The following is a 24,102-nucleotide window of genomic DNA, read 5'->3' on the forward strand; positions in this document are numbered from 1 at the left end:
GGGTTGCTTAGGCTCCGGTCTCGGCAGCGATGGACTCGGGCTCGTCGATGGTCGCGGTAGATGGCGCCTTGCGGATGCCACCACCGAGGACGGCCTCGAGGTCGACATTATCGTCGTCCTCTGCTGGAGTCTCGGCGGCCTGCACCTCAACCACTTCGCCGTCTTCACCGATGTGCTCGGGGGCGACTTCAGTCTGCTGAACGTCGGCGACTTCGGTGGCGAAGGCACGCTCGGAGACCATCTGAACGCCTTCGTAGGCCGAGTCAGCGATCTTGGTGGTGAAGAGGCGGATGGCACGGAGGGCGTCATCGTTGCCAGGGATCACGTAATCGACAACCGTGGGGTCGCAGTTCGTGTCGACGACGGCGACGACCGGGATGCCCAGTTTGCGGGCTTCGGCGACGGCGATGGCTTCGTTGTTGGAGTCAACGACGAAGATCGCGTCGGGGAGCCGCTTCATGTTCTTGATACCGGCAAGGTTGGTCGAGAGGTGCTTGCGCTCGCGCTCGAGCTTGATGACTTCCTTCTTGGTGAGCAGCTCGTAGCGGCCATCGGTCGACATCTCGTCGAGCTCCTGCAAGCGCTTGACCGACTTCTGCACGGTGACCCAGTTGGTGAGCAGACCGCCCAGCCAGCGGCTGTTGATGTAGGGCATTCCCGCGCGGGTGGCCTCTTCGGCGATGGCGTCCTGCGCCTGGCGCTTGGTGCCGACGAAGAGAACGAGCTTGCCGGTGGCGGTGAGATCGGTGACGAACTTCGACGCGTCTTTGAACATCTTCAGCGTCTTCTGCAGGTCGATGATGTAAATTCCGTTGCGCTCGCCGAAGATATATTCCTTCATCTTGGGGTTCCAGCGCTTGGTCTGATGCCCGAAGTGGACGCCAGCTTCGAGCAGTTCCTTCATTGTGATACTTGCCATAGAGGCTCCTTGGTTAAGACAGCCGGACCGAATTGTTTCCGGTGCCTGGATTGATCCCGCTTTTCATGCAAGAGCGCGGGAGATTTAACTCCTTGCCTTCCGATGCGCTGGAAGGGTGGTGCTAACGGCGATACCTTTTCGCCGGATGCTTCTTTTGATCCGGACCGGAAGAACATCGAGGCCGAATCGAAAACTGTACCTCGGCGGCTAAAGCCGCGACCGCCGAGGTGAGAAGTAGCGGCACGGCTGAAGCCGTGCCCTTAACACTGCAAGAACAAAAGCAACTGCAAAAGACCTTGCTGAAAGGCTCTTTTTATCGCTTCGAGAACTGGAAGCGAGCGCGAGCGCCCTTCTGGCCGTACTTCTTACGCTCCTTACCACGCGAGTCGCGGGTAACGAGGCCTTCTGCCTTGAGCGCCTTACGCAGCTCAGGGTTGAACTCCATGAGCGCACGGGCGATACCGAGCTTGACGGCGTCGGCCTGTCCCATGACGCCGCCACCGCGAACCGTGGTGATAACGTCGAAGGTTTCGCCGATATCGGCGATGCCGAGCGAGCGGCGAGCGGCAGCGCGCTGCTGGGCGGTGACGAAATAGACATCGACATCCTTCTTGTTGACGGTGAAGTTGCCGCTGCCGGGACGCAGGAAGACGCGCGCAATCGAAGACTTGCGACGGCCGGTTCCGTAGTATTGGATCAGATCTGCCATGGTGCTCCTTGAACTCTTGAAGGGCCCGGGGCTAAAGCCCCACATTGCCCCATTTTGTTCAGCAGGCTAAAGCCTGCTGCTAATCCCTTGAAAACAAACTTAGGCGACGACTTCCAGCGGCTCGGGCTGCTGGGCGAGGTGCGGATGCTGGCTGCCCTTGTAGACCTTGAGCTTGGTGGCCATCTGGCGGCCCAGCTTGGACTTGGGAAGCATGCCCTTGACGGCCTGCTCGACGATCGCCTCAGGACGGCGGGCGAGCAGCTTGACGAAGGACTCTTCACGCAGACCGCCGGGGAATCCGGTGTAACGGCGATAGAGCTTGGTGTCCGACTTGAGACCCGTGAGGACGATCTTTTCGGCATTGATGATGATGACGTGATCGCCCATATCGATATAGGGGGTGTACAGCGGGTTGAGCTTGCCTGCGAGAAGGCTGGCGGCATGGGTGGCAAGGCGGCCTAGCGTCTTACCGCTGGCATCGATGACAAACCACTTGCGCTTGATGTCTTTGCCGCTGGGGATGATGGTGGACATTGCTCTGTTACTCCTTGGTTCTGCCGTCTTCATTGTTCGGCGTGCTTCTGAAGAATGGTCGATCGAATGTGTGTTACAGCTTCTAATGCTTAATTCCGTACAACTTCTTTGTTTCTCAGACTTTACCGATGACAGCACGAAAGACCGGACATCCGAGAGCATCCTCGAACGCAAAAGAGGCCATTCGCATGGGGCGTCGCGCAAAGCCTTGAAAGATCAGCCTGGGAAGTGGGTGCTTCGGGAGCGGCCTTGCTGCGCTGACTGCCCCAAGTGAGTCCACCACGGTATCTCTTTCATCCGCCTTATCTATGAGGACAGGCCTTCATAGACGCACGGATGCGAGACTGCACGAGATTCAAGATTAGCTAAAAGCCGGGAAAGAGTCAATGAAAATGCGACAGGGGGCGGCCCGGTCAATGGGCCGCCTCTGAGCTTCGGAGCCGCTCCGCTTCGCTTGATGACTATTCGTGTTGCTGCGTGTAGAGAGCGGTCAAGGGGTATGGGGTGGCACCAGCGACCGCCTGGCAGGTCTGAGCCGCTGTTGCTCCAGGCAATACAAGGTAGTGTCTATCGGGAGTGCGGACATTGCCGAAGTCATAGTGCGCGCAGACCTGCCAGTCGTACCCTTGTGCGGCGTTGGTGATCAACTTGACCTGGCCGAGGTTGCCGAAGACGAAGTCGGGGTGGCTGGCGGCGCAGTCGGCAAGACGTTGGCTTGCGGTGAGGCGGGCGAAGTCTCTTCCATCGACCAGGCCGGCAATGTCGCAGATGTTGGCCTTCGAGAAGTAACCGATGTAGCCGACGTCCGAGGCGATTCCCTGCTTGCCCTCAAGCACGTCGAGGTGTTGGCCTGTGAAGATCTTCATCGTATGGGCGCGCGTGTTGAGGACCTGGCCCATAATCTTGCACTCGAACGGGAGCGCAATGAGAAGAAGCAGGATAAAGGCATAGACGAGCGGATAAGATTGGCGCTTCACATTGGAGCGATCATGATTGATCGAGCCAAGCTCGAGAAGATTCCAGAGGACGGAAAAAAAGTAAGTCCACACAAGATAACGTGCTCCCTGAATCTCTTGTCCGCGAGTTGCCGCCAGAATAAGGACCGTGGGAAAGACCAGGTTCGCGAAGAGCGTCGGCATAGAGAAGCGTCCAGCGCGAAACAGAAAGAAAACCGTAAGCAGCCACAAGACCAAGAGGCCAAGGCCGAAGGTAAGTGCGCCTACGATAACGGTCGCTGCATTGTGAAAGGCCGCCCACGAAGCTGTCCCGGACTTGGCGAGCGCGGTATCCGGCAACAGCGAGTGCATGGTCACAACGATGAACAGAAGGGCGAAGAGGCAGCCTACCAGAACGTGGCTCGATCGAAGAACGGCACCAACCCATTGCGAGGAACGTTTGCCGCCATCGAAGATCTGCCGCCAGGCAAGCATTGCGAAGATGACACCGCAGAGCAGAGCCAGCTCTGTGCGCAAGAGGACGGTGAAGAAGGCCAATACCGCGAACACAACATATTGAAGAGGCGTTGTGGTGCTGCGACGAGACTGCTGGAAGGTGAGGATGCAGAGAAGCGCGACGAAGCAGAGCGCAAAGCCGGTCTCCATGCCGTCGTCGAGCCAGCGGACCGCAGATGGCGCCACCAGAATAAAGAGCAGGACGAGGCCAAGGAGGCGCGTGCGGAGAGACTCTCGCGGGATAAAGCGAACAAGGATGACGCTCGTGATCAGAAAGAGCGAGATGTGCATGAAGCTGGAGACGCCACGAGGAAGATTGGGCGATGAGATAAAGCCGGAGAGGAAGGCAACGACATGAACGTAGAGGAGGCTGGAGGCTCCATAGCTGGGATGAATGCCGTCGTAGGTGATCAAATGCGTACGAAAGAGATTGTCCGCATAGCGCAGGTGGATGAGAGCATCATCCTGAATGGCCGCCCAGGAGAAGACGATCCAGGCGGCGAGCCAGAGCCCGAGAAGCGGCAGAATGAACTTGTACGCTCTATTGATCAAGCAACTATCCCCTTGTCCTTTTTTTGAGACTGCGCAGAACAAAAATTCAAGATGGAGAGCAATGAAGCATTACTCGTACGAGAGGGCATCGATAGGATCTTTGCGCGAGGCCTTGATCGCTGGATAAAAGGCTCCCAGGATAGCGCCGCTGAAGGCGATGATGACGGCAGCCAGAACCCACTCCGGTGTAACGGCAAAGGCCAGCGTCGGAAATTTGTAGTGAAAGATGGTTCGCATGAGATAGGTGAGGCCAACCCCGAGGGCGATGCCCGAGATGGCCAGCAACCCGGTCTCTCGCAGCACTACCGTGATGATGTAAAAACGCGACGCGCCGAGCGATTTGAGGATGCCGATCTCTCGAGTGCGTTCCATGACGGCGGTGTACATGGACTGAAAGATGACGAGGAAGCCGATGAGCACAGCGATGCCGATGACGACACGGAGGCCGATGTTGAAGCCGGGCAACTTCTCGGGGGAGAGGTTCGCGAGCAGTTCATCGAGGGTTTCGATGTTGTACTGCTGCATACCGGGAGTGGCAAATATCTCTTTGCGAACGGCGTCCTGAAACTGGGGATGATTCTCAGTTCGAAGATAGAACATGCTCGCCTTGCCGGGAGTTCCGCCAATTTCGTTCATCGTTGTAATGGGGATGAACTTGCGTCCGCCTTTGCCGTGCTCGACGATGCCGCAGATATGGAAGGGGTGGTGAAGGATTTCGATGGTATCACCGACCTTGAAACCCTTTCCCCTCGCCGCCTCGAGGTCATCAATGATGGCGTCGTCCGGATGTTGAAAAGGCCCTCCAGTTACGAAGACGAACGGACGAAGAGCGTTGTAGCTGGCGTAGTCGATGCCATAGATATTTTCGAGTGTCTTACCAGCAACGAGCTGGATATTGACTGGCGCAGCGACCTCGACATGCGGCAGACCGCGCAGAACATCGGCAACCTGAATCGATGCAGCGGCACCGGACATGCCGATAAGGTTTGTGGCAGCTCCGGGGTGCACGATCATGTCCATGCCAATACCGCTCTGATTAACGCGCTGACCATTGAGCTGACCGAGCATGATGGCAGCGATGGAGAGAATCATGATGACTTCGATGGCTACAGCGAAGGCACTGATAATAGAGCGCAGCGGGCGATGGACGAGATTACCGACAACCAGTTTATTCATACCAGTACCAGTGTATGGGAAGCGATACCAACAGAGCTTTACAGACTGGCGTTCTCAGAAGACTGAATCACAGGAGGGCGGCGCGCAATGCTGCGCACTGCGACGTTACGACGGGATCTGGTCTCCCGAGAACCCGTCGCGATATATCCGAGAAGCGGCATGACATAGACAGCCGCCAGCGCAGCCAGACTTACATTGATGGCACCGAACCATAGCATATAGATCACACCGTTCATGCCGCCTTCCGGAGCTAAATGGCCAAAGATGACAAGAGCCAGCAACCCCCACGGAGAGGTTCGAATATCGCCGCAAAGTGAATCGAACAAGATAAAGAGCGCAATCCACAAGAGGGGCAGAATGAGAAAGATGCTTGTCCAGCGCAGGAGATGAAAACCTTCTCCGATAGGGCTGAAGGAGATACCGGTCGTTGTATCATCCGGGTCCAGCATGCCAATTTCGTGGGCGTACATGTTTCCCAGCTTGAGTTCCGGTTTTCCCGGCCAGAGAAAGTGAGGGACCAGGTTTTCGAAGGACCAGAAGATCGGCGCAGGGCCAAAGGCGCCTCGTTGTTCCGTCACATTAATGATGGCATCGTCGACGGCAATCATTTGAAGACGGTCAAACATGCCCTGCTCAGTATTGTAATAAGCCGGCATCCCCTCAACTCGCATTGGCACTTCCACCTGCTTATCCAGTTGGCGAACATGTTCCAACTGGGTAAGTAAGGAGAAGGATGTATCTATATTTTGTAAAAAAGCGCCCATTGGAGAGAGCGGAGGGCCGGATTCCGGGTCGGCGGCGGTAGTAGCGTAGACCTTGGAATTTCTTCCATATTGGGAATAAGGGGCAAGATAATATCCGGTAAATACCACGAATCCCATAAAAAGGAGGAGCTTGTAAGGAGCAAGCCGATAGCGCTGAGAGGCGGCAGCTACAGCCCAGCACAACAGAGGAGTAAACATCCCCTGCTTGGAGAAGCCAATGACCCCGATAAAGAAGATGGTGAAGCCGGAGATAAGAACTGGGATATTAATGCTGCGAGTTCCACCGCTCCTGCGAATCTCGTAGATGACTCCAAGAATCATAGCCAGCGGCAGAAAACCGTTGAGCTGGGTCAATGCACCAAGGGCTGACCCACTTTCGTGAGGTACGAAAAGAATGATCGCCTCTATGATAAGACCGGTAATTAAACTTCCGATCGAGGCCTGCAATAACCGCTCATTCGTCAGGGCAGGCAGGATTGGAATCTTTCTTCTGAACCGGCGGCTTACCAATACCGCGAGACACATCGAGACCATGCCGCCCAAAATTGCTTCCATGGTCAAAAGAGGCTGAGTCAGATTGGAATCAGCCGGTTCCCCCATAACAACCTTCCAGCAAACACCGGCGATTACGGCGAGGACGGAGTAGAAGAAGACATATCCTCCCGAGGGACGGGTCAACCCGCCAGCCAGATTGAACGTAACTGCTGTTATGACGACAAAAAGAAAAAAGCACAGAGAAAACGCAGGGTCAGTCCCCTGAATCAATTGAATAACAGCTATCAGCGCGGCAAAGGCGACCGCGTACTGAAGGGGTATCTTCTCTGGAAATGGAAGGCGCACTCTTCCTCTTTCTATACAGATGACCGGCAATGACCGAAGTCAGCCGGAGAGATCGTGCCGCGAGTCCACATGTCGGCAGTTCAACCTCTCCCATAACCGTACGGAGAGACTATAGCGATGATACCAGCGTAGAAATATTTGTTCGCCAAAAGGTTCTATCGAGGTCTGGAAACAATAATTTATGAAAACAGAAAAGAAGATAGACCTTGAATCAACGATCAACCATTTATTCTAAAGTTGGAGAATTGTGGCGAATCATATGGGATCAGTTGCGCAGACGTTGACAGAGAGAAAGCGCAATCCTGAACTTTCGGCAAGTGTCCTGAAGCCTCACATGCCGGGAATCGACGTCCTGCGCGGTGTCGCGATTCTGATGGTGATCGTCTTCCATGGCTTCTACTACAGTGCATCCCAATTTCCATGGCATAACAGCTTTGCGAAGGCCCTCTTTCAGGTAACGAGCGGCGGGTGGGCCGGCGTCAATCTCTTCTTTGCTCTCTCAGGCTTTCTTATCACGGGAAATCTGATGGATTCAGAGGCAAAGAAAAACTACTACGCCCGCTTTTATGCTCGGCGTGCGCTGCGTATTCTTCCGATCTATTTCCTCATCCTGCTGACGCTCGGCCTTCTGCACCTGGCAAGTCCGCTCTATCTTCTTCTATGCGGCTTCTTTCTAGCGAATATGCCGGGAATCTTTCTTCATGGTGCCTATATGTCTTATGGGCCTTTGTGGTCGCTGGCGGTGGAAGAGCAGTTCTACCTTGTGTGGCCGTGGCTTTACCGACGCCTGAAGATGAAGGGGCTTCTTGGCCTCTGCCTGGCGATGATCGTCGTCTGTCCTCTGCTGCGTGCCGCAGCGCTCGACCACGTTCTGAAGACCGGCGAAGTCTTCAGCAAAACCTGGATGATCGCAGACAATCTCGCCATGGGAGCAGTTATCGCCATTCTGCTGCGGATGACGAAGATGAAGCTGCGGACATTTCTTCGATTCGGAGTTGCGACGGTCGCGATTAGCGCAGCCGGTCTGGCATTGCTTGCCGCAACTCACCATCTCGTAAAAGAGGACGTCATTGGCGGCAGCTTCGGATATTCCATGATTGAGCTGATGGGTGCGGGATGGGTGATCATTATGCTGTACGCCTATCGGCAAAGGCCGCTGCAAAGCTGGCTGAAGATCTTCATCTTCTTCGGCGACATCAGCTATGGTCTCTACCTGATCCATATGCTTTGCCTCGAGATCTACGATCGCTACGCAGGCCAGGGATTTCGTACAGACGCGGGAGCACTATGGACACGTTTCCTGATTTGCAATGGAATCGCCATCCTGCTGGCGTACCTGTCGAAGCGCTTCTTCGAGAACCCCATCCTGAAGCTGAAAAACCGTATTCCCGCTGCGATGTAGCTAGCGACCACTCAATCGAACAACAGACAATCGCCGGCTCTCCAACCAATTCTGCACTAGCGTTCTATCGCCTGCGCCGGCTTTGGCTCGGCTGAAGAAAAATAGTGCATGAGACGGGTACGGAGACGAAGCGAGGGCTGTTCGATCACGTAGTAGGAGAACTCTGCCACAAGCAACACCGCAAGCCAGTTTCCTGGAAAGGTGCTGATGAGCTTCAACGATGAGCCGAGGATGGCCCCATTGCCATGGTGCAGGAATAACGTCTGCCAGATGTAGATGCTGTACGACAAGACGCCGATATGCACGACAAACCGGGCGTTGAGGATGCGTCCGACGACAGAGGATGGATTGCGAACGCACCAGAGCAGAAAGAAAGCGATAGCGATCCCGGTAATGGTAAAGCCAATGGGAAATTGCCAGTAGTTCTGAAAGCGAACGGCGAGGCAATCGCACAAAAAGATAACCACCGGTGGAATCCACCATATCTTCGTAGCGAAAGCATAGACTCGCTCGAAGGCCGGTGTGCCTTGCAGCAAGGCGACGACACAGCCAAACATCAGCGAGTCGGCACGCATGTGAAACATGCCGGGATGATGGAGGTAGGGCACCGGCGAAAGATAGGCGGCAACCCGGATGATGGGCGAGACGAGAATGACAGCGATAGCTACTTTAGCGGCGATCATACGGCCCGTAATACCGGGGCGATGCCGCAGACAGAAGTAGAGGACAAAGGGCCATATGAGGTAAAACTGCTCCTCGACGCTGAGCGTCCAGAAGTGCTCGAGTGACCACATGGAACTAGTGGTTGCATAGTTCCGAAAGAAGAAGAGCGCGCTGAAGATGTCGATCTTCGTGACAGCCACGCGACCGAGCCAGGCCATCAGCAGAATGAACGCGACATAAAAGTAGATCGGCGGCAGGATACGCATGGCACGGCGAAAGTAGAAGCTGCGCATGCTGATGGTGCCTTTCTTCTGCTGCTCGTGCAGAAGAAGGCTGGTGATGAGATAGCCGCTGATGACAAAGAAGATGTACACACCGGTATCGCCGTTGAAGATGGCATACCAGAGAGGAGAAAGGTGGTACGGCATCCTCTGCATGGTGTGGAGCGCCATGACAAGAAAGATCGACAGGGCCCGCAAGCCATCGAGACTAGGGATACGAGACATCGATGCAGCTCGGGTGGGGAGGGGCTGGGACATAGTAAAAAGGGCCTCTGTAGGGGCTAATTATATAGTGACCAGTTTACGGAAGTGCTTTGACTTGATAAGGATGCAGGTCTATGCTTCGAGAAACTGGAATAAATCCAGCAGAAATCTGGGGTTCCAGTAAGGCTAACGGCTGAGCGGAGCGAATGGAAAGATTCTGCGACGAGCTGCGATGGGCGCGTGAGCAGCGCAAGATTTCGATTGAAGCGATCTGCGAGGAGACGAAGGTCTCGCCGCGGCATCTGCGTGCGCTCGAAGCTGGAGAGTACAGCGAGTTGCCCGGCGGAGTCTTTCGCAAGGGCATCGTGCGCAGCTATCTTGCCGCGCTGGGGCTCGAGGAAGCATCGTGGCTCGACCGATTTGAGGCAAGCCTGCGCGAGAGCGGCGCTCAAGATACCGAGGTCGAGGACTGGTCTGAGTTTGCCGAGAATGTGCGCAGAAACAGAGGCGCCAGTGAGACCGGAACCAACCTGCAATGGATGGGCGTAGCGATGATGATCGCCGCGTTGCTGGTTGTGGCATGGTGCGTATGGAAGTTTGTCCTGCATGGACGATTGCCTTAGATGATTGCCTGAGCAACAGCACAAGACCCTCCCATTCGATGCAAAATATCGCCATTGAACAGAAAATAGGCACGGATAAGTGCGCTTCTTTGTCGAGGGGACCGGGCGGCAGGTAAAATGGAAGGGTTGCAAACTGATCAGGCTAAGTGTCTGTTCGGGCACCTAAAAGGAGTTGTTTTGGCGACACGCGATAAGTTTTTGTTTACGAGTGAGTCTGTAACCGAAGGTCATCCTGACAAGATTGCTGACCAGATCTCTGATGCGATTCTGGATGCCTGCCTCGAGCAGGATCCGTACAGCCGCGTGGCTTGCGAGACGCTGACCTGCACTGGCCTGGTAGTGGTCGCCGGTGAGATCACGACCAAGGCCTATGTTGACTTTCAGAGCATCGTTCGTGGAACCGTAGCGGCGATTGGATACGACAATGCCCTCTATGGCTTTGATTCCAATACCTGCTCGGTGATCTCGACGATCAACAAGCAGTCCGGCGATATCGCCATGGGCGTCGACACAGGCGGAGCCGGCGACCAGGGCATGATGTTCGGCTATGCGACCAACGAGACCCCCGAACTGATGCCGACCCCGATCTCCTTGGCCCACCGGCTGGTGCAGAAGCTGAGCGAGGTCCGCAAGTCGGGCCTGATGGCTTATCTGCGTCCCGACGGCAAGAGCCAGGTGACCGTAGAGTACGACGCCAACAACAAGCCGGTGCGCGTAGATGCAGTCGTCATTTCGACGCAGCATGCAGACAATATCGGCAACGACGAGCTTCGCGCAGACATTTTGAAGCATGTCATTCAGGCTGTCATCCCTGCTGAACTGCTGGATCAGGACACGAAGTACCACATCAATCCGACCGGCCGCTTTGTCGTCGGCGGACCGATGGGCGACACCGGATTGACCGGCCGCAAGATCATCGTCGACACCTACGGCGGCATGGGCCGTCATGGCGGCGGAGCCTTCAGCGGCAAGGACGCGACCAAGGTGGACCGTTCGGCTGCCTACATGGCTCGCTATGTGGCGAAGAACATCGTCGCTGCTGGCCTGGCCGACCGTTGCGAGGTGCAGCTTGCCTATGCCATCGGCGTGGCTGAGCCGGTGAGCGTGCTGGTCGAGACCTTCGGCACAAGCAAGATCGATGAGTCCAAGCTCGAAGCACTGGTGCGGAAGAACTTCTCCCTGACCCCGAAGGGGATCATCGAGAGCCTGAACCTGCGTCGGCCAATCTTCAAGGCGACCGCAGCCTATGGTCACTTCGGACGCAAAGGCGAGGGCTTCGCCTGGGAGGCAACCGACAAGGCTGCCGCTCTCAAGGAGCAGGCCGGTCAGCTGGCTGCCAAGTAAGTCTTTCTGCAAGATTGAAGAAGAGGCGGGCCTTCGGGCCTGCCTCTTCTTTTTTTGGCACGACCTAAGTTTGCATGAACGAATCGGAGTGTAGCGCAGTGCATCAGTAGAGGAAGATACTGAAATGACGATGGCTGATAGAACTTCCAGAGCGAGTGCAGTTCCGAGTGTGTTTGCAGGCAAGCAGTGGCAACAGGTGCTGGAGCGGGATGCCAGCGCGGATGGACAATTTTTCTATGCGGTGAAGTCGACGAAGATCTACTGCAAGCCCAGTTGCCCGAGCCGCAGGCCTACGCGGAAGCAGGTAACGTTCTTCCCTACCACGGCTGCTGCCGAGGCTGCAGGGTATAGGCCCTGCATGCGCTGCGAACCGGAGCGGACCAGGCCGAAGGACGATCCTCAGGCTGGAGCAATCACTGCCGTCACGGAGTACCTGAAGGAGCACGCAGACGAGCGCACCAAACTCGCCGATGTTGCCAAAGCTACCGGCGTGGGGCGGCTGACGATTCTGCGCGGGTTCAAGCGCGTATTGGGTGTCACTCCGGGGCAGTACGCCAAGGAGCAGCGACTGGCGAAGTTCAAAAACAAGATGCGCGAGCCGAAGACGCGGATTACGGACGCGATCTACGAGGCTGGATTCGGATCGAGCAGCAGGCTCTATGAAAAGAGCGAAGCTTCATTGGGAATGACTCCGCGAACGATGCGCGCAGGTGGGGCTGGGTTGTTGATTCGCTACTGCACAGCGGCTAGCCCGCTGGGGCGAATGCTCGTAGCGGCAACCGACGTAGGCGTCTGCTCGATTGCGTTTGGCAAGGACGATGCCGAGCTTGTGGCCAATCTGCGCGAGCAGTTCAACAAGGCGCAACTGGTGCAGGCAAAGGGCAACACCGGATGGCTGGCGGACGCGGTTGCATTTGTGACGAGCCAGTTGGGCGAGCATCCGTTGGCGGCTTCCTTTCCACTGGATGTAAGAGCAACGGCATTTCAGCAGCGCGTCTGGAAGGCATTGCAGCAAATTCCGCGAGGAGAGACGCGCAGCTATGGAAGCATCGCAAAAGAGCTGGGCAGGCCAACTGCCGCTCGTGCAGTAGGAACAGCGATTGGGTCGAATCCAGTGGCCGTTGTTGTGCCCTGTCATCGGGCGATACACAGCGATGGCAGTCTGTCGGGATATCGCTGGGGTGTCGAGAGGAAGAAGAAATTGCTACAGGCAGAAGGTGCTTACTGACAGTGAAGTTCCACTCCGAGACCGCTTGTTGATTGCTCAGAATGATATCCTGAGAGGACTTGCAAGAACATCTGGAGAGTCTTAAGGAGCAGCGATGGCGACAGCAGTTGTGGATAGAGCAGGGGTGGCTTCCGAGTATAAGGTAGCGGATCTTTCGCTGGCAGAGTTTGGGCGCAAGGAGATCGATATCGCCGAGCAGGAGATGCCCGGCCTGATGTCGATTCGCAACAAGTACGCCGCAGGCAAGCCGCTGGCAGGCGTTCGCGTGACCGGATCGCTGCACATGACCATCCAGACGGCCGTACTGATTGAGACGATGGTTGCTCTCGGTGCAGACGTTCGCTGGGCGAGCTGCAACATCTTCTCGACGCAGGACCACGCGGCGGCGGCAATTGCTGCAGCGGGCGTTCCGGTATTTGCGTGGAAGGGCGAGAGCCTCGAGGAGTACTGGTGGTGTACCGACCAGGCACTGCGGCACAAAGGCGGTCTTGGACCACAGATCGTCATCGACGACGGCGGCGACGTGACCCTGCTGATCCACAAGGGCGTGGAGTTGGAGAAGGGCGATGGCTGGGTCAACACTCCCTCCGGAAATCAGGAAGAGGGCGTCATCAAGGACCTGCTGAAGAAGATTCATAGCGAGGACGCCACCTACTTCCAGAAGCTGGCGAAGGAGTGGCGCGGTGTTGCCGAGGAGACAACGACCGGTGTTCACCGTCTGTACAAGATGATGGAGCAGGGCAAGCTGCTGGTGCCTGCCATCAACGTGAACGACTCTGTCACCAAGAGCAAGTTCGACAACCTCTATGGCTGCCGCGAGTCGCTGGTTGACGGCATCAAGCGCGCAACCGACGTGATGGTTGCGGGTAAGACGGCTGTGATCTGCGGTTACGGCGATGTCGGCAAGGGCTCTGCGGCTTCGTTGCGCGGTCTGGGTGCGCGCGTGATCGTCACCGAGATCGATCCGATCAACGCGCTGCAGGCAGCGATGGAAGGATATGAGGTCACGACGCTCGAAGAGACGTTGGGCCGCGGCGACATCTATGTCACCTGCACCGGCAACGTCGACATCATCACCTTCGAGCACATGCAGCAGATGAAGGACCAGGCGATCGTCTGCAACATCGGCCACTTCGACAACGAGATCCAGATGGACCAGCTGAACAGCGCCAAGGGCGTGAACAGACTGAACATCAAGCCTCAGGTCGACAAGTACACCTTCCCCAGCGGCAACAGCATCTTTGTGCTGGCCGAGGGACGTCTGGTGAACCTCGGCTGCGCGACGGGTCACCCGAGCTTCGTGATGAGCAACAGCTTCTCGAACCAGACGCTGGCTGCGCTCGATCTCTGGAAGAACAAGGACACCTACAAGCCGGGCGTTTACATTCTGCCGAAGAAGCTGGACGAAGAAGTAGCGCGTCTGCATCTGGAAAAGATCGGCGTGAAGCTGACGACGCTTTCGCCAAAGCAAGCGGAGTATCTTGGCGTCTCGCCGGATGGGCCTTATAAGGCGGAGCAGTACCGGTACTAAAACATAAGCCGAAATGGAAAAGGCCGCGGAGATCACTCTGCGGCCTTTTTCTGTTGAAGGATTTCGGGTAAATGAGCCGCGAATCTAACTAGCTCGCGCTTGGCGGATCGTAGTCGTCCGCCGTGATGATCTGCAGATGATAGCCGTTGATCTGCCGCTGATCGATAAGAATCATGGTGCGTGCAGAGCCGTCGGCGTAGGAGACCTGGGTGCCTGCATAAGCTGCCGGTGTGGTGCCGATGGAAGGAGACCCGGCAGGCAGCATAACCAGTGTGTAGGTACCCGCCGGGGCGTTCAGGTATCCCGTGTTGCTGCCTAAGCTGACGTTGGCCGCAATGGGCCTTACATCGGCAAGGGTTTGCCCCGAAGGCAAAAGATAGATATCGACTGCGCCCGAGCGCGGAGCTTGGCCGATGAAGCGAAGCGCGATCTGACCAGCGGGTGCGGGCTGACTCTGGTCCTTGAGCGTGAGCGACTGCGGACCCGCGGCAGTATCTCCAATGAGAACGGTGTACTGCGTCGAGGGCAGGAAGGTATTTTTGGCTGAAGAGATGACCTGCGCGGTTCCAGTGGAGTTAGCGGCGATGGTGTACGTGCCGGGCGTGACAGGCACATAGGAAGTAATCGTTCCGAAACCGAGGCTGTAGGCGAGCACATCGTGGCTCTGATAGATGTCGAGGTTAGGAGCGTCCGGAGAGACATCGACGATGCGAACCTGCGAGCTGGACAGAGCGCTGATGAGTCCCTGGCAACCGGAGAGTAGACCGAGGCTCAAGGCCAGGACGGCGAACTGCGCGGCCTGTCGGGCGGATTGAGGGATTTCAAAAGACATTCGCCGTCACTTCAGGGAGAGCTTTTTAATATTAAGGCATCTGCGACAGAATGGACATTCGCGATGAGTAATAAAAACCCATGTCCCGGAGCGAGACATGGGTTTCAATTCTGATCGATCGCCTGAGGCTACTTCTTGGGCTTGCTGGCGATGATCTGGTCCTTGATCTTGTTATAGGTAGCCGAAGGGAGGATGCCGCGAGTGACGAGCTGATTTTTAGCGGTGTAAGGACGCCCATCGATGATGCGCTTCGCATAAGCATCACCGATTCCGTTGAAGGCTTTGAGCTGATCGGGAGTGGCGGTGTTGATGTCGAGCTTGTCGCCGGTTGCAGCGCTGGCCGATGCTGCGGCCTTTGGCGGCGCGGCGAAGGGTGCTGCCGAGGCCATGACCGGCGCAGATAACAGGAGCGCCAATGCGATGGTGAAGGGAGAGCGGAAGAGTTTGAACATTGTGAACGAGACCTCCTGAGATGTGTGCGTGCGATGCAAGAGTAGATGAGCAGAGGCGATTGGTCAAAGGAAAATACAACCGCCAATGAACTGAGATCGAAAAAAATATCTACGCGTATAGCTGAAGATAATAGAGGTCCATGATTGATCAAATCGTGAAGACAAAGTTAGCGCTATCTGAAAGACTACTAGTCAAAAGCCGGAGGATGAATTGAGGATTTTGACTGTTTGCTCGTTTGGGGCTGCGCTACTGGCCCTGGGATGGATGGGTCATGGCTTTGCACAGGCTCGCCGCACCGATATACAGACTACGGCGACGCCTATCAAACATGTAGTCGTCATCTTTGGCGAGAACATCTCGTTCGACCACTACTTCGGGACTTATCCTCATGCATTGAATCCTGCCGGCGAACCGGAGTTTCATGCGAAGCCGGAAACTCCCTCGGTGAACGGACTGACGAAGACGCTACTCGAACACAATCCAAACTTCATCAACACCAAGGTGAACGGCAAGGACGCGACCGCGCCGTTCCGGCTGTCGCGCGCGCAGGCAGCCACCGCCGATGAGAACCATGACTACACCGCCGAGCAGCGCGCCTTCCACTCCGGGCTTCTCGATTCCTTTCCGCGCTACACAGGTATCCTCGGATCGCCGAAGTCGAGAGTGCGACTCGGCAGCGAAAAAGTAGAAGGCGCCAAGGAGTATGCGTTCCAGACCAAGGGCCTTGTGATGGGCTATTTCGATGGCAACACTGTAACGGCGATGTGGAACTACGCACAACGCTACGCGCTGAACGACAACTCGTACGGCACGACGTTTGGGCCTTCGACGCTGGGCGCAATTGAATTGATCTCGGGACAGACCAACGGTGTGACCGACAAGATTAACGCCGGCAATACGGTGATCGAGGGCGGTGACGGCACGTTCACCGAGATCGGTGATGGCGATCCCATTGGCGATATCTGCTCGTCACCGTCAGGCTCCTTGCTGCACTTCAGCGGCAACAACATCGGCACCATGCTCTCGAAGAAAGATGTAACGTGGGGATGGTTCGAAGGCGGCTTCGACCTCACGAAGAAGAATCCCAACGGAACGACGGGTTGCCGCCGCAGCACTTATTCCAACGTAGTAAAGGTGACGGACCTCGATTACAGCCCGCATCACGAGCCCTTTCAGTACTACAAAGAGACGGCGAACCTCAAGCATGTAAGACCGACCTCAGTGCAGATGATCGGACACAACGGCGATGCGGCGAACCATCAATACGACACGGACGACTTCTTCGATGCGGTAAAGGCTGGGAATTTTCCAGCGGTAAGTTTTCTGAAGGCTCCGGCTTATCAGGATGGCCATGCGGGTTACTCCGATCCGTTGGATGAGCAGGCATTCGATGTAAAGGTCATCAACTTTCTTCAGCAGCAATCTGACTGGAAGAGTACGGTAGTAATTCTGGCGTACGACGACTCCGATGGTTGGTATGACCATCAGATGGGCCCGATCGTAAACCAGTCGACGACGCGGGCCGATGCGCTGACCGGGCCGGGACAGTGCGGCGATGGCTCGACTGCGTTGCCAGGACCACATACAGCACATGCACAGGGACGCTGCGGCTATGGGCCGCGGCTACCGCTGCTCGTCGTCTCGCCCTACGCAAAACAGAATTACGTCGACCACAGTCTGACCGACCAGACCTCTGTGCTTCGCTTTATCGAAGATAACTGGCTGGGTGGCGAGCGCGTTGGCGGCGGCTCGTTCGACTCGATTGCAGGGCCGATGACGGGGATGTTCGACTTTGCGCATCCTGATGCGCGGCGCTATCTCCTCGATGACGCGACGGGAGTTGTGGTGAAGCAGTGACGATTACCCGGAGGAGATTTCTGGAGCAGGCCGGAGTCTTTGCAACCGGCCTGCTGCTGACTGAGACCGGCTCTGCGATGGCTCACATGGAAGCCGCGATGAGCGACACCGTGCTGGGGCCGGGAGAGCTGACTCCGTTTGTAGACGCCCTTCCGTTGCCTCCGGTTGCGAAGAGCACGGGAACGCGGGCAAATCCGGAACGCAAGGACGAACAGATTCCTTATTACAGGATCGCCATGCGCGAGATGCATGTGAAGGTGCATCGCGATCTGCCTGCAACGCGAGTGTGGGGATTCAACGACAGCTCGCCGGGGCCTGTATTCGAGACGCGCAGCGGAGAGCCGCTCCTTGTGGAATGGGCGAATGAGCTTCCGCTGAAGCACTTTTTACCAATTGACTACACGCTGCACGGCGCAGGCAAAGATGTTCCCGAGGTACGCAGCGTCGTTCATCTGCATGGAGGAAGAACACCACCCGAGAGCGACGGATATCCCGAAGACTGGTTTGTGCCGGGAAAATCTGCGGTCAATTTCTATCCCAACCGGCAGGATGCGACGGCGTTGTTCTATCACGACCATGCGATGGGAATTAATCGCCTGAATGTCTACGCAGGTTTGCAGGGGATGTTCCTGATTCGCGATGCAGTGGAGGACGCGTTGAATCTGCCCAGCGGTAAGTATGAGGTGCCTCTGGTGATCTACGACCGCTTTCTGCGCAAAGATGGACAACTCGAGTATCCGGTCTCGCCGATACCGGGCAAACCGTGGGTGCCAGAGGTATTCGGCAACGTCGTTCTGGTCAACGGCAAGGCGATGCCGTATCTCGAAGTAGAACCGCGCAAGTACCGGCTGCGAATTCTGAATGGATCGAATGCACGGTTTTATCGGCTGGCATTTGAGGATGAGCACGAGTTTCACGTGATCGGCTCCGATCAGGGACTGCTCGAAAGCCCTGTAGCGTTGCAACGGTTGCAGCTTGCTCCGGCAGAACGCGCCGATGTGATTGTGGACTTCAGCAAATATGCGGGCAAGCGAATGCAGCTTGCGAGCGACTCGCTTCCGGTCATGCAGTTCCGCGTGACTACTCAAGGCGCTCCCGATACAAGCGTATTGCCTGCAAAGCTGCGTGCGGTCGAACGAATCAAAGAGAAGGCCGCAGTCAAGACGCGCCTGCTGACACTCGATGAGCATCTGAATCTCGCCGATCAGTCCATGGACATGATGCTGAACAATACTCCGTGGCATGCACCGATTACGGAGAAGCCGGTGATCGATACAACGGAGATCTGGGAGTTTGTGAATCTCACCGAGGACACGCATCCCATTCACATCCATCTGGTGCGATTCCAAATTCTCGATCGGCAGAGGATCGATACCAATGCGTTCTTCGATAGCAGGTCGCTGGAGTTTATCGGAGATGTGGAACCCGCATCCGGGATTGAAACCGGATGGAAGGACACCGTACGCGCCGATGCCGGCACACTGACACGGATCATTGTGCCCTTCAAGGGATACACGGGCCGCTACGTGTGGCACTGTCATCTGTTGGAGCACGAGGACAACGAGATGATGCGACCGTATGAAATTTTGGCCACAGAACCGCAAAAGCAGGCAAATGATTGACAAGCGAGATCATCGCAGCTACCTTTAAAAGCAATGAGCGTTCGTCTGCAGCATCACGGCCATCACCATCATCATGCGCAAAGCGTGTTGGCGGCTGTGTCCGGTGTGGCGAAGTAACGAACGCATACTAAGGATTGGAAAGGCCCGCTAACGCGCATATCGCGAGCGGGCCTTTTTGCTGCCCGCTTGCCCGATGGCATGTTGGATGACCGAAGAAAGTGATCAAGGAGATGGCAATGGAAGCAGTAAAGATCGATTTTGCGAAGATGGACGGCCTGGTCCCGGGCATCGTGCAGGATGCGAAGACGGGCGAGATGCTGATGCTCGGCTTCTTGAACGAAGTGAGCTACGCGAAGACGCTGGAGACAGGTTTTGTGACCTTCTGGAGCCGGACGCGCAGCAAGCTTTGGATGAAGGGCGAGACCAGCGGCAACCGGCTGAAGGTCATCTCCGCCGCAACGGATTGCGACAACGATGCTCTGCTCTTCAAGGTAGAGGTCGAGGGCGATGGTCTGGTCTGTCACGAGGGCACGGTGAGCTGCTTCACCAAAAATATTGAAACGGAGAAGGCGTAATGTCTGGAGCGAAGAAGCTGAAGCTGGGAATTCCCAAGGGCAGTCTGCAGGATGCGACGATTGCGTTGTTTGAGCGGGCAGGTTGGAGGATCTTCGCCAATGGACGAAGCTACTTCCCTTCCATCGACGATGCCGAGATTGAGTGCATGCTGGTGCGTGCGCAGGAGATGGCACGATACGTCGAGCACGGCGCGCTCGATGCCGGACTGACCGGCAACGACTGGGTTCTCGAAAACGAGACCGATGTGGAGTACGTCACCAGCCTCACCTACAGCAAGCAGAGCCGGCAGAAGGTGAAGTGGGTGCTCGCAGTTCCCGAGGACTCTCCCTTCCAGAAACCCGAAGATCTCGCAGGCAAGATCATCGCCACCGAGCTGGTCGAGTTCACCAAGCGCTACTTCGCCAACAAGAACATTCCCGTAAAGGTGGAGTTTAGCTGGGGCGCGACTGAAGTGAAGCCGCCCACGCTGGCCGATGCCATCGTCGAAGTGACCGAGACGGGAAGCTCGTTGCGTGCGAACCGTCTGCGGATCATCGAGACGCTGATGGAAAGTGAGACGCAGCTCATCGCCAACAAGAATGCGTACAAGGACGACTGGAAGCGCGAGAAGATCGGCAATATCTCTCTTATGCTGAACGCCGCGATTGCCGCCCAGGGCCGCGTTGGTCTGATGCTCAACGCTCGCAAGGATTCGTTGAAGGCAGTGGTCGGTGTGCTGCCCGCATTGAATTCTCCGACGATCTCGCAGCTCAGCGACGAGGGATGGATTGCGCTGAATACGATTCTCGATGAGGCCGAGGTTCGGGATGTGATCCCCAAGCTTAAGGCTGCCGGTGCTACTGGAATCGTGGAGTATCCGTTGAGCAAGGTTGTTCTGTAACGATGGCTTTTCTCGTCCGGCTCTCCATCGAGGGCCGGACGCTGGTACTCGGAGTTCATGAATGAAGCTGGTGCGAACATTTGGACGGAGCAAAGCTGCTGCGGCTGCTCTGATAGAGACGCTGGAGCAACGCGGAGCCTCGAACACAGCGAAGGTAGAGCCGGTAGTGCGGCGGATTCTTGCAGACGTTCGCAAAGGCGGCGATGCTGCGCTGCGAAAATATGCCGCCAAGTTTGATGGGTTGACGAAGAGACAATCTCTGCGGGTCTCATCTGAAGAGATGCAGGCGGCCTGGGATGAGACTGCACCGGAGCTGCAAGCTGCCATGATGGTCGCGCGCGGCAACATTCTTGCGTTTGCCGAGGCGCAGAAACCGTCGGAATGGACGATTGCCCCTTCTGACGGTGTAAAGACCGGGCAGATCGTTCGGCCGCTGGGAAGCGTGGGTTGCTATGTACCGGGTGGGCGGTATCCTCTGCCTTCCACGCTACTGATGACGGTAACTCCAGCACAGGTAGCAGGAGTGGAGCGAATCGTCGTATGTTCGCCTAAGCCTGCGCGGGAGACGATGGCTGCGGCATGGCTTGCCGGAGTAACTGAGTTTTATCGCGTTGGCGGAGCACAGGCGATCGCCGCGATGGCCTACGGCACCGAGGCGATTACTCGCGTCGACAAGATTGTGGGGCCGGGAAATTTATTTGTAACCGCCGCCAAGACAATTGTTTCGAACGAGTGCGGCATCGATATGCCCGCCGGCCCGACCGAGATTGTCGTGACCAGCGAGACCGGAGATGCCTCTGGAATCGCAGCAGACCTCGTAGCACAGGCAGAGCATGATCCAGAGGCTTTGCCTATCCTGATTACAAGCAATGAAGCGCTGGCAAAGAACGTTGCCGGCGAAGTAAAGCTGCAAGCTGCGAAGAACAAGATTGCGAAACAATCACTGGCAGCCCAGGGAGCAATATTTGTAACTTCAACTGTTGCAGAGGCACAAGAGCTGACCAACCGCCTTGCTCCTGAGCATCTGACGGTTGATGCAGCGGCAGACCTGAAGTGGGTTCGCAATGCAGGAAGTGTCTTTGTAGGCGCCTACGCTCCGCAATCAATGGGCGATTACGTCTCGGGACCCAACCATGTGCTGCCAACAGGACGCGTCGGACGTGTACGCGGCGGCTTGAGCGTCATGGACTTCGTCAAGGTAATCACCGTGCAGGAGTACACGCGCAAAGGTCTACGAAAGATTGGCCCCCACGCTATTGCGCTGGCCGAAGCAGAAGGCCTGGTTGGTCACGCAGAGAGTGTTCGAGTGAGGATGCGATGAAGGTTGCTACGGAAGTAAAACCGCGCAGAGCTGTGCTCGAGATGCCGGAGTATCATCCTCCGCTGGCAGGACGTGACGCACTGCGACTGGACTTCAACGAGAACACCTTTGCACCATCGCCAAAGGTGATGGAACGGCTGCGCGAGATAACAGCAGAAGGATTGACCAAATATCCTGAACGCGAGCCGGGAGAGAGGATCGCGGCAAAACACTTTGGACTTAACCCTGACGAAGTATTGCTGACCAATGGCGTGGACGAAGCGATCCACCTGGTATGCTGCGCGTTTCTCGAAGAGGGCGACGAGGCCCTGATCTGTACGCCCGGCTTCTTTATGTACGACGTCAGCATAATGATGATGACTCCCAACCTGCGCAAGGTGCAGGCGGACGAGGCGTTACAGTTCCCCTTTGAAAAATTTCTCGCCGCAATTACCGAGCGGACAAAGCTGATCATTGTCTCTTCGCCAAATAATCCAACAGGCGCTGTCGTAAGCCGGGAGCATCTGCTTGCAATCGCTAAGGCAGCCCCTCAAGCCGTGCTGATGGTCGATGAGGCTTACTACCACTTCCACGGCGAGACGACGATAGGCGACCTACGCGCTGTGCCGAACCTGCTTGTAGCGCGGACGTTCTCGAAGGCTTATGGGCTGGCTAATCTTCGCATTGGAATGCTGGCAGGCAACACGGCGCTAATGAAGTATGTGCGCAAGGTCAGCTCGCCTTACAACGTGAATGGCGTGGCGCTCGATTGCCTGACTGTGGCACTAGCCGATGAGGACTATCTTGCATGGTACGTCGAGCAGGTACGCGTTGGGCGCGATCGCATGATGCGCGGCCTCGATGAGTTGGGAGTTCCCTATTTTTCAAGCCACGCGAACTTCGTACTGATGAAGATCGGGCCGAAGCATAAGGAGCTGGTTACAGCGATGCGCAGCCACGGCATCCTGCTGCGCGATCGTTCCGCCGATCCGGGGTGCAATGGCTTTGTGCGCATCACGATTGGAATCGAAGAGCACGTCCGGCTTGGATTGGCGGCGCTGCGGTCGTCGCTTGAAGAGATTGGATGGAAGCCCACGGATGTGCGAACAGTACAGCAGAGCAGCGAAGGCGAAAGGGAGTTTGAGTAATGGCTAAGAGTTTAAGCAAGGTTCGAATAGGAACGGTGAAGCGCGACACGACAGAGACGCAGATTGCGCTGAAGCTCGTCGTCGACGGGCAAGGCGTCTATAAAGTCTCGACTGGAATACGCTTCTTCGATCACATGCTCGAACTGTTTACGCGGCATGGCGGCTTCGATCTCACGCTGAAGTGCACCGGCGATCTGGATGTCGACCAGCACCACACTGTCGAGGACGTCGGCATTGCATTGGGCGAAGCCTTCAATAAGGCTCTCGGCGATAAGAAGGGCATCATGCGCGCCGGATACTTTGTAATGGCGATGGACGAGACACTCGCGGTTGCCGCTGTCGACCTTAGCGGCCGTGTCGCTTACGTCGTCGACGACAAGGTGAAGGTGCGGCTGGTCGGCGACTTCCAGAGCGAGTTGCTGGCAGACTTCTTCGACGGCTTTGCACGCGGCGCCAAGGCAAATGTCCACGTCAAGACAATGTACGGCCGCTCGAACCATCACAAGATCGAGGCAATCTTCAAAGCATTCGCACGAGCACTGCGTGGAGCCTGCTCACGCGACGAGCGCATGCGCGAGATGCTGCCTTCAACAAAGGGACTGCTGTGATCGCTGTCATTGATTACAAAGCGGGAAATCTTACCAGTGTGGTGAAGGCGCTGACATATCTTGGCGCTGAAACGCAGGTGACTCAAGATCCCAAAGTGGTGCGTTCTGCATCGAAGGTTGTGTTGCCGGGCGTAGGACATTTCCAGGCCACGCAGTTGCTGACCGATCTCGGACTGACCGAAGCTGTGCGCGAGAGTGTAGCAAAGGGCACATGGTTCCTTGGAGTTTGCGTTGGGCTGCAATGGCTGTTTGAAGGCTCGACCGAAGCGCCTGATGTGGCCGGTCTCGGACATTTCGCCGGCATGTGCGAGCGCTTCCCTGCTTCGTTCGAAGGCAGTGAGTTGAAGTCACCGCACGTAGGCTGGAATTCACTCGAGGACGTGCGGCAGGACTCGAAGCTACTGCGCGGCGTGCAGGTTAGAGGGTTTGTCTATTACACCCACTCCTGGCGTGCGCCTGTAGTAAATAGCACCGCTGCAGTTACAAGTTATGGCGGGCCTTTCACAGGCGCGGTAGAGCGTGACAACGTCATGGGTGTGCAGTTTCATCCAGAAAAGTCGAGCAGCGTGGGCTTACAGGTTTTGAAGAACTTCGTGGAGCTATAG

At 56.4% G+C, this 24,102-nt stretch carries 22 protein-coding genes; 13 read left to right on the forward strand and 9 right to left on the reverse strand.

Annotation, left to right across the window (positions count from 1 at the left end):
- Positions 1-7: 7 nt before the first annotated feature.
- The 6 genes from rpsB to IEW09_RS10910 all read right to left on the reverse strand — a co-directional run bounded on the left by rpsB (position 8) and on the right by IEW09_RS10910 (position 6,945).
- Positions 8-919, reverse strand: coding sequence for a 30S ribosomal protein S2 (rpsB, locus tag IEW09_RS10885; RefSeq protein ID WP_188554149.1), 912 nt, complete (start codon positions 917-919; stop codon positions 8-10).
- 313 nt (positions 920-1,232) lie between these two features.
- On the reverse strand, positions 1,233-1,628 hold the full coding sequence (rpsI, locus tag IEW09_RS10890; RefSeq protein ID WP_188554150.1) for a 30S ribosomal protein S9: 396 nt from the start codon (positions 1,626-1,628) through the stop codon (positions 1,233-1,235).
- 99 nt (positions 1,629-1,727) lie between these two features.
- Positions 1,728-2,162, reverse strand: a complete 435-nt coding sequence (rplM, locus tag IEW09_RS10895; RefSeq protein ID WP_188554151.1) for a 50S ribosomal protein L13 — start codon at positions 2,160-2,162, stop codon at positions 1,728-1,730.
- A 461-nt stretch (positions 2,163-2,623) separates the two neighbouring features.
- A complete protein-coding gene (locus IEW09_RS10900) occupies positions 2,624-4,165 on the reverse strand; it encodes a hypothetical protein (RefSeq protein WP_188554152.1) in 1,542 nt (513 codons plus the stop codon).
- A 69-nt stretch (positions 4,166-4,234) separates the two neighbouring features.
- A complete protein-coding gene (locus IEW09_RS10905) occupies positions 4,235-5,341 on the reverse strand; it encodes an ABC transporter permease (RefSeq protein WP_188554153.1) in 1,107 nt (368 codons plus the stop codon).
- Positions 5,342-5,379: 38 nt separating this feature from the next.
- Positions 5,380-6,945: a hypothetical protein gene (locus IEW09_RS10910; protein WP_188554154.1), complete on the reverse strand. Its 1,566-nt coding sequence runs from the start codon at positions 6,943-6,945 to the stop codon at positions 5,380-5,382.
- Positions 6,946-7,204: 259 nt separating this feature from the next.
- On the opposite strand from IEW09_RS10910, the gene IEW09_RS10915 reads away from it, so the two are divergent.
- Positions 7,205-8,347, forward strand: a complete 1,143-nt coding sequence (locus tag IEW09_RS10915; RefSeq protein ID WP_188554155.1) for an acyltransferase family protein — start codon at positions 7,205-7,207, stop codon at positions 8,345-8,347.
- A 56-nt stretch (positions 8,348-8,403) separates the two neighbouring features.
- On the opposite strand, the gene IEW09_RS10920 is transcribed toward IEW09_RS10915, so the two are convergent.
- Entirely contained in the window at positions 8,404-9,516 is a 1,113-nt protein-coding gene (locus IEW09_RS10920) for an acyltransferase family protein (RefSeq protein ID WP_188554156.1), read from the reverse strand.
- Positions 9,517-9,701: 185 nt separating this feature from the next.
- Between IEW09_RS10920 and IEW09_RS10925 the strand changes: the two genes are divergently transcribed.
- The 4 genes from IEW09_RS10925 (at position 9,702) to ahcY (ending at position 14,221) form a co-directional block, all read left to right on the forward strand.
- Positions 9,702-10,118, forward strand: coding sequence for a helix-turn-helix domain-containing protein (locus tag IEW09_RS10925; protein WP_188554157.1), 417 nt, complete (start codon positions 9,702-9,704; stop codon positions 10,116-10,118).
- Between the two features lie 177 nt (positions 10,119-10,295).
- Complete coding sequence (gene metK, locus IEW09_RS10930) at positions 10,296-11,462, forward strand: methionine adenosyltransferase (RefSeq protein WP_229739239.1); 1,167 nt, start codon at positions 10,296-10,298, stop codon at positions 11,460-11,462.
- A 130-nt stretch (positions 11,463-11,592) separates the two neighbouring features.
- On the forward strand, positions 11,593-12,690 hold the full coding sequence (locus IEW09_RS18830) for a bifunctional transcriptional activator/DNA repair enzyme AdaA (protein WP_188554159.1): 1,098 nt from the start codon (positions 11,593-11,595) through the stop codon (positions 12,688-12,690).
- A gap of 94 nt (positions 12,691-12,784) precedes the next feature.
- Positions 12,785-14,221 carry an adenosylhomocysteinase gene (ahcY, locus tag IEW09_RS10940; protein ID WP_188554160.1) on the forward strand — a complete coding sequence of 479 codons (1,437 nt, stop codon included), beginning with the start codon at positions 12,785-12,787 and terminating at the stop codon, positions 14,219-14,221.
- Between the two features lie 88 nt (positions 14,222-14,309).
- Here the strand turns inward: ahcY and IEW09_RS10945 are convergent, their stop codons facing one another.
- A complete protein-coding gene (locus IEW09_RS10945) occupies positions 14,310-15,053 on the reverse strand; it encodes a DUF4397 domain-containing protein (protein ID WP_188554161.1) in 744 nt (247 codons plus the stop codon).
- A gap of 128 nt (positions 15,054-15,181) precedes the next feature.
- Positions 15,182-15,505, reverse strand: coding sequence for a ComEA family DNA-binding protein (locus IEW09_RS10950; RefSeq protein ID WP_188554162.1), 324 nt, complete (start codon positions 15,503-15,505; stop codon positions 15,182-15,184).
- 211 nt (positions 15,506-15,716) lie between these two features.
- Between IEW09_RS10950 and IEW09_RS10955 the strand changes: the two genes are divergently transcribed.
- From IEW09_RS10955 to hisH, 8 genes are all read left to right on the forward strand, one after another.
- Positions 15,717-17,363 (forward strand): phospholipase C, encoded by a 1,647-nt coding sequence (locus IEW09_RS10955; RefSeq protein ID WP_229739240.1) that lies wholly within the window; start codon positions 15,717-15,719, stop codon positions 17,361-17,363.
- Complete coding sequence (locus tag IEW09_RS10960) at positions 17,360-18,985, forward strand: multicopper oxidase family protein (RefSeq protein WP_229739241.1); 1,626 nt, start codon at positions 17,360-17,362, stop codon at positions 18,983-18,985. Before IEW09_RS10955 ends, IEW09_RS10960 begins: the two co-directional genes overlap by 4 nt.
- Before the next feature lie 236 nt (positions 18,986-19,221).
- Positions 19,222-19,560: a phosphoribosyl-AMP cyclohydrolase gene (gene hisI, locus IEW09_RS10965; protein ID WP_158910147.1), complete on the forward strand. Its 339-nt coding sequence runs from the start codon at positions 19,222-19,224 to the stop codon at positions 19,558-19,560.
- Complete coding sequence (gene hisG / locus IEW09_RS10970; protein ID WP_188554163.1) at positions 19,560-20,441, forward strand: ATP phosphoribosyltransferase; 882 nt, start codon at positions 19,560-19,562, stop codon at positions 20,439-20,441. Before hisI ends, hisG begins: the two co-directional genes overlap by 1 nt.
- A gap of 61 nt (positions 20,442-20,502) precedes the next feature.
- Positions 20,503-21,762, forward strand: a complete 1,260-nt coding sequence (gene hisD / locus IEW09_RS10975) for a histidinol dehydrogenase (protein WP_188554164.1) — start codon at positions 20,503-20,505, stop codon at positions 21,760-21,762.
- A complete protein-coding gene (gene hisC, locus IEW09_RS10980) occupies positions 21,759-22,889 on the forward strand; it encodes a histidinol-phosphate transaminase (protein WP_188554165.1) in 1,131 nt (376 codons plus the stop codon). Before hisD ends, hisC begins: the two co-directional genes overlap by 4 nt.
- Positions 22,889-23,497, forward strand: a complete 609-nt coding sequence (hisB, locus tag IEW09_RS10985; RefSeq protein ID WP_188554166.1) for an imidazoleglycerol-phosphate dehydratase HisB — start codon at positions 22,889-22,891, stop codon at positions 23,495-23,497. The genes hisC and hisB overlap by 1 nt, the downstream gene beginning before the upstream one ends.
- The gene (gene hisH, locus IEW09_RS10990; protein ID WP_188554167.1) at positions 23,494-24,102 is read left to right on the forward strand and encodes an imidazole glycerol phosphate synthase subunit HisH; all 609 of its coding nucleotides are present in this window, start codon (positions 23,494-23,496) and stop codon (positions 24,100-24,102) included. The genes hisB and hisH overlap by 4 nt, the downstream gene beginning before the upstream one ends.

This window comes from Edaphobacter dinghuensis (assembly GCF_014640335.1).
In the GTDB taxonomy this organism is placed as follows: domain Bacteria; phylum Acidobacteriota; class Terriglobia; order Terriglobales; family Acidobacteriaceae; genus Edaphobacter; species Edaphobacter dinghuensis.

What these genes read in the sequence shown, in the direction of transcription:
- rpsB (WP_188554149.1), bottom strand. Translation starts at nt 919, where the DNA reads ATGGCAAGTATCACAATGAAGGAACTGCTCGAAGCTGGCGTCCACTTC.
- rpsI (WP_188554150.1), bottom strand. Translation starts at nt 1,628, where the DNA reads ATGGCAGATCTGATCCAATACTACGGAACCGGCCGTCGCAAGTCTTCG.
- rplM (WP_188554151.1), bottom strand. Translation starts at nt 2,162, where the DNA reads ATGTCCACCATCATCCCCAGCGGCAAAGACATCAAGCGCAAGTGGTTT.
- IEW09_RS10905 (WP_188554153.1), bottom strand. Translation starts at nt 5,341, where the DNA reads ATGAATAAACTGGTTGTCGGTAATCTCGTCCATCGCCCGCTGCGCTCT.
- IEW09_RS10915 (WP_188554155.1), top strand. Translation starts at nt 7,205, where the DNA reads ATGGGATCAGTTGCGCAGACGTTGACAGAGAGAAAGCGCAATCCTGAA.
- IEW09_RS10920 (WP_188554156.1), bottom strand. Translation starts at nt 9,516, where the DNA reads ATGTCTCGTATCCCTAGTCTCGATGGCTTGCGGGCCCTGTCGATCTTT.
- IEW09_RS10925 (WP_188554157.1), top strand. Translation starts at nt 9,702, where the DNA reads ATGGAAAGATTCTGCGACGAGCTGCGATGGGCGCGTGAGCAGCGCAAG.
- IEW09_RS18830 (WP_188554159.1), top strand. Translation starts at nt 11,593, where the DNA reads ATGGCTGATAGAACTTCCAGAGCGAGTGCAGTTCCGAGTGTGTTTGCA.
- ahcY (WP_188554160.1), top strand. Translation starts at nt 12,785, where the DNA reads ATGGCGACAGCAGTTGTGGATAGAGCAGGGGTGGCTTCCGAGTATAAG.
- IEW09_RS10945 (WP_188554161.1), bottom strand. Translation starts at nt 15,053, where the DNA reads ATGTCTTTTGAAATCCCTCAATCCGCCCGACAGGCCGCGCAGTTCGCC.
- IEW09_RS10950 (WP_188554162.1), bottom strand. Translation starts at nt 15,505, where the DNA reads ATGTTCAAACTCTTCCGCTCTCCCTTCACCATCGCATTGGCGCTCCTG.
- hisI (WP_158910147.1), top strand. Translation starts at nt 19,222, where the DNA reads ATGGAAGCAGTAAAGATCGATTTTGCGAAGATGGACGGCCTGGTCCCG.
- hisG (WP_188554163.1), top strand. Translation starts at nt 19,560, where the DNA reads ATGTCTGGAGCGAAGAAGCTGAAGCTGGGAATTCCCAAGGGCAGTCTG.
- hisD (WP_188554164.1), top strand. Translation starts at nt 20,503, where the DNA reads ATGAAGCTGGTGCGAACATTTGGACGGAGCAAAGCTGCTGCGGCTGCT.
- hisC (WP_188554165.1), top strand. Translation starts at nt 21,759, where the DNA reads ATGAAGGTTGCTACGGAAGTAAAACCGCGCAGAGCTGTGCTCGAGATG.
- hisB (WP_188554166.1), top strand. Translation starts at nt 22,889, where the DNA reads ATGGCTAAGAGTTTAAGCAAGGTTCGAATAGGAACGGTGAAGCGCGAC.